Origin of the sequence: Blautia sp. AF26-2, assembly GCF_003460955.1 — a bacterium.
Lineage (GTDB): Bacteria > Bacillota > Clostridia > Lachnospirales > Lachnospiraceae > Fusicatenibacter > Fusicatenibacter saccharivorans.
Genome location: NZ_QTWD01000026.1, coordinates 1 through 3,373, shown reverse-complemented (window position 1 = coordinate 3,373; position 3,373 = coordinate 1). Strand labels below are relative to the sequence as shown.

Below are 3,373 nucleotides of genomic sequence, written 5' to 3'. Positions count from 1 at the left end.
GAGATCGAGATCATATCTGGCAAACTCTCTTTCCTGACGTGCCAGAGGCATCCCGTTTACATATTTAGCGTTCATGATACCTGCTACGAGGGAAGGTGTAGCAATGCTCCCACGGATCAGGGAAGGTTCTTTTTCCGGACGTTTCATGGATCCGCATTCCGGACAGCTGTATACATAAGTGATCTCTTCTTCAACCTCAAACTTTGCAGGTATAAAACGCAGGCGTTTTACGGTCTCCTTTGTTACTACGCTGTATTTTTTTCCGCATGCCGGACAGTAACGGGCTTCCCCTTCCAGTTTATAGGTCCTGGTCTCAACGATCTCAAAATTGGAAAGATCTTCTTCCTTCTTTCCTTTTCTTTTTTTACGTTTATAAGAGGATGACCGGATCTCTTCAAAAAGTTCCTCTGTTTCCGCATCCGCATTGGCTTCTGCCTCATTGAACAGGTTCATCTGTTCATAGTCTTCGGCATACTTTTCACTGGATGCCCCAAACTGTTTTCTCTGCGCAAGGGTAAGACGGTCAGAGAGCATGGCATTTAAGAATTCGAGTTCTTTCTGTTTATCCTTCAGCAGCTGGATCTCTGTATCCTTCTTCTTTGTCTGTTCCTGTACGATCTTCATCAATGAGATCAGATCTTCACGGCTCATGTTATTCAGCTGTTTATCTGTAAAGATCGGTTCCATGTCCTGTCCTCCCTGCTTTAGCGTTATAAAAAGTATATCATGGTTCCAGCTGTTTTCCTATAAAAAACTGCGTTTCCAGATATAGGAAATACGCTGGGAAATGCCCTGTTTTTCATGATTTTTACGGGATTGACAGCTCCGCTGTCTTATGCTTACAGGATGATCTTTGGATGGTGTTCCTCAAATGCACCCCTGGGATTTAAAGAGAGCCCGTCACACAGCCAGTGGATCTCTTTCAGAGTCACCTGACGGAGTTCATCTGGAGTATCCGGCCATTGAAAAGCATTACGGTCGAGCCGTTTCATCAGGCTCCAGAATCCAGATCCATCCCATTGAAGGATCTTTATAGAAGTACGCCGACGGTTGCAGAACGCAAACATGCAGCGTGAGTGTGGGTCGAGGTGAAATTTTAATTTGATGATGGCGGCCAGACCATTGTAACTTTTTCTCAGATCAGTGACTCCGCAGGAAAGATATACCGTTGTTCCTCCTGCCAGGTCAAGCATGGCGCTGCAGGAATCCCAGTATAGATTCCATCAGTTCCGGTCTGCAGGAATCAGATATTTCAATACGGATACTGTCTGAAATAAAAATACGCACCGATGAAGATTCCTCAGAGAGCAGCTTTCTGGCAGCTTCCTGCTCAGATGGAAGTCTGACAAAGACCATATCCTGTTCAGATTCGGATGCCGGCTCTTCTTTTGCAAATCTGCGGATCCAATATCCCATCGTAGATAAAGGGATACCGTTTTCTGTACACCATTGTTTACATGTTTGTCCACTGGTCTGGTATTGTTGGATACGGTCAGACCAGAGTTTTGCTTTTTCTTCTTTATTCATAGTGATATAGAATACCTCCTGAGTTTTAAGGAGATTGTAGCAGAATAAAAAACAAAAAAACAGATACGGATGATTACCTACTTACGAGCAGACAGGCTAAAAATGGGTATAAAAATACCCTGCCAGCTTTCACCAGCAGGGTTGATTAGAATTTTTACTTGTAAATGTCTTCCAGCGTTATCAGCCGAACTTCACCTCGCTCTTGTGCCTGAAGAAGTCCATCTGTGAATCCGCCTTTCGAGAAGATATAGTAGTGATAGTTGTTGCCCTTTCCAAAAACTGAGGCATAATCCCGAATCAAATCGAGTTCATCCACACCGATTTTCTCATTCCGGTATTTGCATGAACCGATGATATAGTCTTTGCCCTCAACAGGAGTTCCGACGATATCAATCTGTATCTGCTTTTTCTTCTTCGGGTCTGTCCCCCACCACTGGCCGATTTCACTCAGCTCAATAGGAAGGCTATCCGAATAATAGAGCAGGTAATCCTGACACATCTTCTCATAAATTAGACCCATGTAATCAGGAAGATACTGCTTTACAGCGTGTGGATAGGTCTTTGCAATTCTGCCAGAGTCAATGGCACTCATATTGATTGGCACAAACCGATACCAGAAACGGAAGAAGTTATCAGCCAGCAGATAGATGGTTTTCTTACCCGGTTTTTCTGTAATCGGTGTTTCTTTCTTCGCAATGCCAAGGTCGATCAGCGTTTTCAGGTACTTCGATACGACCGAGTTTTCCTCGCCGACCTTCATCTTGATATCGTTCATTCGGGAAGCACCTTCTGCAATCGCTTTAATGATTGCATTATAAATGGCCGGCTCCCGGAGTTCCTGCTTCAGTAAGTTCCCCGGTTCCTCATGCAGATAGCTGGAGCGGTCAAAGAAATTATCCAACAGAGCTTCATCCACACTATCTCGCACATCCAACTTATTGATATAGTGGGGAACTCCTCCCGTGATCCCATAAATCAGGGAATTGTCTTCTGCAGACAGATTTGGGTGGAACACAGCGGTTTCTTTATAGTCTAGCGGCTCAATCTTAAACTGGCCAGTACGTCTGCCATACAACGGACTTTCCTTTCCAAGCACCTGACTCTCCATGAAGCTCATAGAGGAGCCGCAAAGAATCAGGTACATCTTGGACTCTGTCCATTTGTGGTCGATGATGTGCTGCAGCATCGCTGAAATAGCTGGTTTTGCTTTTGCAAGATAAGGATACTCATCAATGACAAAGACAATCCTCTTTTCCTTTGAAAGTGCTGTCAACTCATCCAAAGCTGCATCATAGGACCTGAACTCCGGTGCAGACTCCATATCCGGCCGCTCAAAACTCATAATCGACTTTGAGAGAGCTTCCAGATTTTCCTTTCCTGTCGTGTTCAATGCAGAAAAGAAAATGGTAGGCTTATCTTTGCAGAACTCGTTGATCAGTGCCGTTTTACCAACACGCCGTCTGCCGTAGATGACAATGCACTCAAACTTATCACCTGCATACCGTTTATTCAGTTTCCGCAGCTCATCCTCACGGCAATAGAATTGACTCATCTGCTCACCTCCAATAATTATACTCGTGAGTTAGTAACTCGTAAGTTACTTCTTTACGAGTATAATAAATCAGATAGTCTGCAAAGTCAAGTAAAATAAGTCGAACCTTTAAAATCGATCGAAGTCCGACTGACTTGCCAGCTCTTTGTACGAATAGCCGTCATTCTGCCGCTCCGTGAACATATCATTGACCAACCCGATGGTCAGCAGGTCAAGGTCGGCAATGCTGATACCGAGCTGTACACAGGTAAGTAGGTAATCATCCGTATATTGACATTTTATAAAAGCCATCTG

5 protein-coding genes are annotated in these 3,373 nt (G+C 44.3%); all 5 read right to left on the bottom strand.

The features are described from left to right. Positions 1-687, bottom strand: a 687-nt coding sequence (locus DWY63_RS17830) for an IS66 family transposase zinc-finger binding domain-containing protein (RefSeq protein WP_147343097.1), incomplete at its 3' end; no start/stop codon positions are given. Positions 688-839: 152 nt separating this feature from the next. Next, positions 840-1,193 (bottom strand): IS66 family insertion sequence element accessory protein TnpB, encoded by a 354-nt coding sequence (gene tnpB, locus DWY63_RS17825; RefSeq protein WP_117802758.1) that lies wholly within the window; start codon positions 1,191-1,193, stop codon positions 840-842. Further along, on the bottom strand, positions 1,186-1,527 hold the full coding sequence (gene tnpA / locus DWY63_RS18240) for an IS66 family insertion sequence element accessory protein TnpA (protein ID WP_173841882.1): 342 nt from the start codon (positions 1,525-1,527) through the stop codon (positions 1,186-1,188). The genes tnpB and tnpA overlap by 8 nt, the downstream gene beginning before the upstream one ends. A gap of 154 nt (positions 1,528-1,681) precedes the next feature. Beyond that, complete coding sequence (locus DWY63_RS17815; protein ID WP_117802757.1) at positions 1,682-3,079, bottom strand: ATP-binding protein; 1,398 nt, start codon at positions 3,077-3,079, stop codon at positions 1,682-1,684. Positions 3,080-3,187: 108 nt separating this feature from the next. Further along, positions 3,188-3,370 (bottom strand): hypothetical protein, encoded by a 183-nt coding sequence (locus tag DWY63_RS17810; RefSeq protein WP_082424984.1) that lies wholly within the window; start codon positions 3,368-3,370, stop codon positions 3,188-3,190. Positions 3,371-3,373: the final 3 nt, after the last annotated feature.